This window comes from Clostridium sp. chh4-2 (assembly GCF_002899675.1).
Classification (GTDB): domain Bacteria; phylum Bacillota; class Clostridia; order Lachnospirales; family Lachnospiraceae; genus CHH4-2.
The window spans coordinates 127,600-134,614 of record NZ_PKUU01000020.1 but is presented as its reverse complement, the minus strand read 5'-3'; the positions used below and the strand labels follow the sequence as shown (position 1 = coordinate 134,614).

Sequence of the window (7,015 nt, the reverse complement as noted above, 5' to 3'; positions counted from 1 at the left end):
TTCCTTCAGATTCCACCTCGCGGTGGACACCCTTGCCCTTGGCTGTGTGCTTGGCGCTAATCAACCCGCACTCGGGACTTTCACCCGTTAGAACCTGCCCATGCCAGGCGCACGCTTTAAAAACTGAGACGGAAATCAGTTTTTACCTGCCTCGTTCTGCCCTTACGGACCTAAGTAGCACTACAGGGGTTCCATACGATCCCCTTTGGCTGCATTCTCCTCTCCCCCGGCCCGGATGGTTCCTCACGCCTTCTCACCCCGGTTCCGCATCCCGCTTCCGTGCTGGTTTTCGCTGGCCTGGTTAAAAACAATGTTTTTTGTATAGGTAGTTACAAAGGATCTCATTTACATTAAGGGTGAAGGGGTTTTCAGAAATCTTCACAATGAGAACTGCGTCTCTCGAATCAATACCTTATAAAAGAAAAGTGTATATCCAAACAGATTTCTAAAAATCTTGGAATGGATATACACAAATCTTGCAGGAAGAAGCTAGTTATGAACAAACTATGTCTTTGCCTTTTCCTTATTGTTCAAAAAAACTCCGGGCGGCATTTAGAAATTAGATTTATTTCTGTTTTCCATATACTTCAAAGCCGCATTTTTCGATATTATTATCAATCATTGTAAAGCCGGGACTGCTCTCCCATTTACCGGTCCGGATGAGTTCGTCAAATTTTGCCTCTCGTTCCACAACGGCCTTTGCTTTTTCAAGAAGCTCTGCGGCATCCTCAGGACGGATCACCACAATGCCGTCTTCGTCTCCGACAATAATATCTCCCGGATGAACCACCTGATCGGCACAGGCAATGTCTGTATTGATTTCACCATACCCATTTTTATATGGCCCTCTTGGAGTTACACCGCGGGCGTAAACCGGGAAATCGTGTTCTTCCAGATACTGAGTGTCACGTACACAGCCGTCTACAACGAAACCGCCTAAATTCTTATATTTTGCGAATTGATACATGATGTCGCCGCATACACTGTGAGTTAAGTCTCCGCTGTCGTTTACAACGATCACATCCCCCGGCTGAGCCAATGCAATTGCTTTATTAAACAATAAATTATCCGCCATAGCAGATTTTACGGTCAAAGCCGGGCCGCAGATTTTTTTGCATTTTCCCCTTGGTTTTATAGATGAATGCAAGCAGAACAATCTCCCCATGCAATCGGAAATATTAGCAACCGGAATATTGCGGAATGCTTCTATTAATTCTGAATCCGGTCTTTTAAAATCCTCGTAAATTCTCAATCCTGGTGTTGACATATTCTCTTCCTCCTATTTTATCATACTATTTTTTTCGTAATGTAAATTCTCCAATTACAAATCCCACAACTACAACAGCTGTTCCGATTCCAATAACCAGCATATCGCTTTGCATTGCCAGCATGGGAAGCACCGCAACCATCAGGGAAGCCACCGGGCCCATAATACCTGCCGATACGCCAAATGAGTCATAAGCGGATGTTTTTGTTTCCGGATCGACACAGCGCCCCAGTGCAAGCCCTGTTGTGGATGATCCAAGGGCCTGGCCAAAGATAATCAGCATTGTTTCAAACCAGTCTTTCTTGATCCAGTGTCTTCCTAAAACAAAGCATATCAAAATGTTCAGCACAATAATAATCGCCGTATAGGCCACAATCGGCAGCCAATAGGTAGATACAATCTTCAGATTTAGGGTTGCAACTGCAGATGTAACGCAAATATCAAGAGCGACACTGGAAATCGTACTGATAGATTTTTTGTCCACATAACCGTCCAAATGACATTTTCTCATTCCGAACCATAGGATTGCCGCTCCGACCATACCATGCAGAAAGCTTGGAAACTTATTAAAAAATGGAGAGATTCCACCCAGAATTCCAAATATCTTGCCGCCAAACCAGATTGAAACAAACAGCAGCCCCAATTGCAGAGCCAAAGAGTTTATCCCGCTTCCGGATACATTTTCCAGACCAATCGGGTTCTGTTTTTCTTTTGGGATAACGCCGCCTAAATTGCCAAAGTCCATACCTCCTTTAGAGGAAGCCCAGCCCTTCCGGGCCCCGTAATTAATGATCACAACTCCTACAATCATGGCAAGCATCAGGCCGGCAGTTGCAAATACAATTCCCAGCCCCATGGTGCCCTCAATTCCATATTCCTCAAAAATAGCACCTACGCTGGCTGCCGTACCATGGCCTCCGTAAAATGCAAACACGCCCAGGATTCCCCAATGCTCCGGCATACCTTTCCAGATACCGGAAAATATAACTCCGGTTAAAACTCCCACAGCTACCTGAGCAAAATAAAGAACAACGCAGATATCAATGGCTGCAGCATAGTTGTGCAGACTGTTTTTTGAAATGGTATTTCCCATAAACATGGCTGTCATAACCAGCACGATCATAGGGCTTGCCATAGAAGCAAAGGATTCCGGCATTTGGATCAGACCTAATACCTGCGGCCCTGCAATCAGAGCAATTAATCCGCCAAGAACCGATGCGGGAATAAACAGCTTCTGAATTGGCTTTATAATCTCTCTCAGCAAGTATCCAATCATTAAAAAGCAAAACAAAATCCCCAGATCCTGAAATACAGCATCAAACATTTTCGCACCTCCTTTGTATTAAACAACCAGTCCGGCTGCTTCTTTTCCTTCAATTACCCTGATGGTATTTTCCACTACCGCCATCCCGGTTCTGTACAGCGCCTCCTCAGTATTTCCGCCGATATGCGGCGTTGCGGAGAAATTATCCAATGTCAGCAATTTGCTGTCTTTGGAGAGCGGTTCCGATGAGAATACATCAAATGCCGCCGCCCGCAGTTTTCCGTCTTTCAGAGCCTCGTAAAGATCATCTTCATTCACAATTTTTCCACGGGCGGTATTGACAAAAATGACATTTTTCTTAAAGTGGTTAAACAGTTCTCCGTGAATCATATTCTCTGTTTCAGCGTTCAGCATAACGCTGATGCTCACAAGATCCGAACACTCAAGAACTTCTTCAATGGTATCCAGCTTCTTCATTCCGCATTTTTCAGCCTCTTCTGACGATACAAACGGATCATACCCTACAACATCCACATGAAATGCGGCCTTCATCATATCAGCGGCACACTGATGGATTTTTCCCATTCCAATTAATCCCAATGTTTTTTCGCTCACTTCAGTTCCCAGCATATCCGGAGGTGCGATTCTTGTAAACTCCCCCTTCCGAAGTTTGGAATTTGCTCTGTAAAGATCCCTGCTCATCTCCAGGAATCTGGCAACAATCATCTCTGCAACAGAAACCGTATTCGCACCAGGTGCATTCAGCACCCGAATCCCCAATTCCTTTGCCGCCTCTAAGTCAATAGTATCAAATCCGGCTCCATGCCTGGCAATTACCTTCAGATTTGTTGCTTTTTCCATCATCTCTCTAGTCACTTTTACGCCGCGGACAATCATGCCATCCAGTTCTTCCGGATGATTAAAATCACTGATGACATTGGCAGCTGATTCCAAACGCTTTACAGCTGCCGTATGAATAAATTCACTTAAATAAATATTCATTAATTCTTCCCCCTCCTGTATTTAAAGCGATCACTTTATTTATTCTTATTTTATTATAGCAAACGCTTTATTTTTGTCAACAGGTTTTAAACTATTTACTTTATTTTTTTGCCACGCAGCATAAAAATAGAATTGCCCCATGACCATATTTTGCCGGATATAAGCTCGGAATAAATAAAGTCACAGGGCAGTTTATAATAAAAATGCCGTTTTTATTAAATTTTAATTTCTTCATTAACAGCGGAATTCTTCCGTATACTGATCAATTTGATTCCACCGCTTTTCCGGCCTCCCGCCCAGCCGCTCTGCAAGTTCTGTAAATAAGTATTCATATACCGCAGCCAAACCAATAATTGAACTGAAAAAACTGGTACTGTCTGTTATAAAGGTGAGGATTTCATCGGCGAAAACAGAAATCGGAGATATTTTACTGTCTGACACCAAAATGATATAGAGACCATTTTTTTTCGCCATATTACAAATTGCAGCGTCCATTTTATAAAAACGGGACTGGCACATAAAAATTAAAGTATCTCCCTTTTTTGCACCGCTCAGCTGCTGAAGAATGCTATTGTAATCTCCCGCTATATAATATGCGTAGTCCACCAAATAATTCAGTCCTAAGAAAAACCGTTCTGCCTCTCCGCCTAAATTCCTGGTTCCTGTAACAAATACTTTCTTGGAATTGAGAATCTGTCCAATTACACGTTCAAAGAGTTTCTCAGAGTTCTGGGACAATGATCGCCCTACCACATCTACAGCCGTCTGATAATAGTTATCGCGCAGAGAACCCGGTTTTCTTTTTCTCTGATTGCTTTCCATTCGTTCCTGAAGATTCCGGTTTTCCTCCTGCTGTCTCCCCACTTCCTGAACCATACGCTGATAAACTTTATTTTTAAATTCCGAGAATCCCTCATATCCAAGTTTCCGCACAAAATTTAAAACGGATACTTCACTGACGCCCGCTCCCTCTGCAAAATCATGCAGACTTTCCTGGCAGATCAAATACTGCCGTTCCACACAGTACCTTGCAATCTTTTCCTGGCTTCTGACAAATGTATGTTTCCCGAATTCCTCCGCAAATATGTTTTCCATGTGCTCGATTCCTTTCCACTGTCTCTTTCTTTCATTCTATTTTCTAGTTTAACCTTCTTTTGAGACAATGTAAAGCATTTACTTTAATATCACAGTACTTACACTCATTGCGCACCCGCATACCTGGCAGTTAAAATTATAATCCTTCGATTCCAAGATACATCCGGTACCACCTGTAAGGCTCCGGATTAAACGCTTTAGCCGTACTTCCTTTCTCTTTCAGAACTTTATTAACATCATCCATATACTGATTTAAATCTTCCCCGGTAATCAGCGCATTGCTATGATGCCAAGGCAGGATATACTGCGCCCCTACCCGCTCGCACTGGCCGGCGAATTCCTCCGGCCGGTAGGTTCTGATTCTATGACGGATCATGATATTGGGCTTTACGTTGTCCAACTGTCTGGCATGTTCTTCAAAATCCTGGCCCGCATTAAATGCGATCCTGAAATTATTTTTCGTGGTGATCACCCAGTTCATCATGAACACCGCTCCCATAAGATCCAGTATCTGATGGCCTTCAATGCCAAAACGGTTCCGTGTGGTATCTCCCTGCTGGGACGGCCGTTTATCCGTGCCTTCTCTGGCCTTTCTGTTATCATGAAGTCCATGGAAGGTCTGAAGCGTAAATTCCGGCAGATAATAGGTGCATTGTTCCCCTACCGCATAAATGCTGCTGTAAGGAATGTCAAAAAAGTGGGCCACCTCCACTGCAACTTCCTTCTGGCAGATTATCCTGCCGTGAAACCGTTCCCAAACATTTCCCACATCCATATCGTGATCGAAATGAGTATGATTCAGAATGATGTAGTCCGCCCCTTCCAGCTGATCTACACTGAAATCGTCCACTCCGCCGCTGATGAACGGATCGGTGAGAATGGTCGTTCCTCCCGGCAGTTTTATCTCATAACACTGGCAGTAAATATAGCGAAATTGAATGTAATCCGCCTGCTCCGAATCCCGGTATGAGGTCGGAAACACCGCTTTTTGTTTTCTCTCCATAACGCCCTCCTTTTTTACAGTACATTAAAACAGATGGGGAACCACACCATAAATGTGATAAAGTAAACAAGCGCAGGCACCACAGAACCGATTACAAACTCTTTCATCTTGAATCCGCCCTCATTGAATGCCAAAAGCTGCGCTGAAGTAGCCATCGGCGTCAACGTGGACAAGGAAGATCCATAGTGAATTGCCAAAAGGGTGAATCGCGGGTCCATGCCCAGGCCAACCGCCGCCGCGATGGAAAGCGGGCGGAATACAGCTCCCACAGTCCTATTGCTGGCAAACTGCGTCATCAAAAATGAAGTGAGGAAAAATACTCCCGCCACCAGATAGACATTGGTTACTCCTCCCAAAACGCCGGATATGCCGTTAGCGATAATCTCATTCAGGCCGGAATCATTCATGGCCGTACTCAGGGAAACCGTTCCTCCATAGATGAATATGGTCTCCCACCGGATAGACCGGATCGCTTCTTTTTGGCTGATCACCTTGGCCGCCAATGCGATTAAAATTGCAAATGCTCCCACTATGTATAAATCAATTTTGGTAAATGTACTGGTGATAATCATGGCTGCCGCACTGCCGAAAAAGAGAACTTTGCCAAGCTTATTTTGAAACGGCGTCAGTTCCGCCCGTTTCTTATCATTCTTTTTTGCTTCCGCTTCTTTCCTGCCTTCCGCCTGAGCTTCATATGCAGAATCAATCTTCGCATAATGCTTAAAACCTACAAAATAAATATAAGCAAAGAATATGACGAATATCGGGATTTTAGCTAAAAACGGATCTGCAAAACGGAATCTCTCCGAAGCCCCCGCGGCCTCCAAATACCCGTTAAATGTAATATATGCTGTCAAAGCTGTGCCCACCGGCAGCACGTTGTTGCTGGAACAGGCCACATCGGTACAGGCTTTTATGGTATTTTTAACCGGAAGCCCCGTTTCCGTTGCAATCGTTACCACGATGGGAAGCATAATTGCCATAGCGCTGACAGGAGATGCAAACGTGGAAAATACCACGCTCATCAGCATTGCCGCCAAAAGTACACGGCGTTTGCCTTTGGCCCCAGCTCCCAGCTTTGTGACAACAAAATGCTTTAAATCGTCTAAAAATGTAGTCTGATTTAAAATACCTCCCAGTATGAACAGCACTACCAAAGAAATGACCGTACTGCTGGAAAAACCGGCCCATGCGTCTTTAAAACTCAGCACTCCCGTAATTTGCAAAAGCATGGGAACTGCCAATGCGGTTGCCGCCATCGGTATATAGCCGGCAAAAAATGAGATGATCATTGCGATTAAAATTATGGCTACTATTAAACTCTGTGACATGATATTCCCCCTGATAATCATTTTTCTACAGTACTGTTATCTTTAGTATAACC

Annotated in this window: 6 protein-coding genes; all 6 read right to left on the bottom strand. The window is 44.1% G+C overall.

Features of this window, described 5'->3' with window-relative positions; genetic code table 11:
• Positions 1–565: 565 nt before the first annotated feature.
• A complete protein-coding gene (locus C0033_RS19475) occupies positions 566–1,267 on the bottom strand; it encodes an RraA family protein (RefSeq protein WP_103229568.1) in 702 nt (233 codons plus the stop codon).
• Positions 1,268–1,292: 25 nt separating this feature from the next.
• Entirely contained in the window at positions 1,293–2,591 is a 1,299-nt protein-coding gene (locus C0033_RS19470) for a sodium/glutamate symporter (protein WP_103229567.1), read from the bottom strand.
• Positions 2,592–2,609: 18 nt separating this feature from the next.
• Positions 2,610–3,533, bottom strand: coding sequence for a hydroxyacid dehydrogenase (locus C0033_RS19465; protein WP_103229566.1), 924 nt, complete (start codon positions 3,531–3,533; stop codon positions 2,610–2,612).
• Positions 3,534–3,767: 234 nt separating this feature from the next.
• On the bottom strand, positions 3,768–4,628 hold the full coding sequence (locus C0033_RS19460) for a MurR/RpiR family transcriptional regulator (protein ID WP_103229565.1): 861 nt from the start codon (positions 4,626–4,628) through the stop codon (positions 3,768–3,770).
• 136 nt (positions 4,629–4,764) lie between these two features.
• A complete protein-coding gene (locus C0033_RS19455; protein ID WP_103229564.1) occupies positions 4,765–5,631 on the bottom strand; it encodes an MBL fold metallo-hydrolase in 867 nt (288 codons plus the stop codon).
• A 14-nt stretch (positions 5,632–5,645) separates the two neighbouring features.
• On the bottom strand, positions 5,646–6,962 hold the full coding sequence (locus tag C0033_RS19450) for an SLC13 family permease (protein WP_180994821.1): 1,317 nt from the start codon (positions 6,960–6,962) through the stop codon (positions 5,646–5,648).
• Between the last annotated feature and the right edge of the window lie 53 nt (positions 6,963–7,015).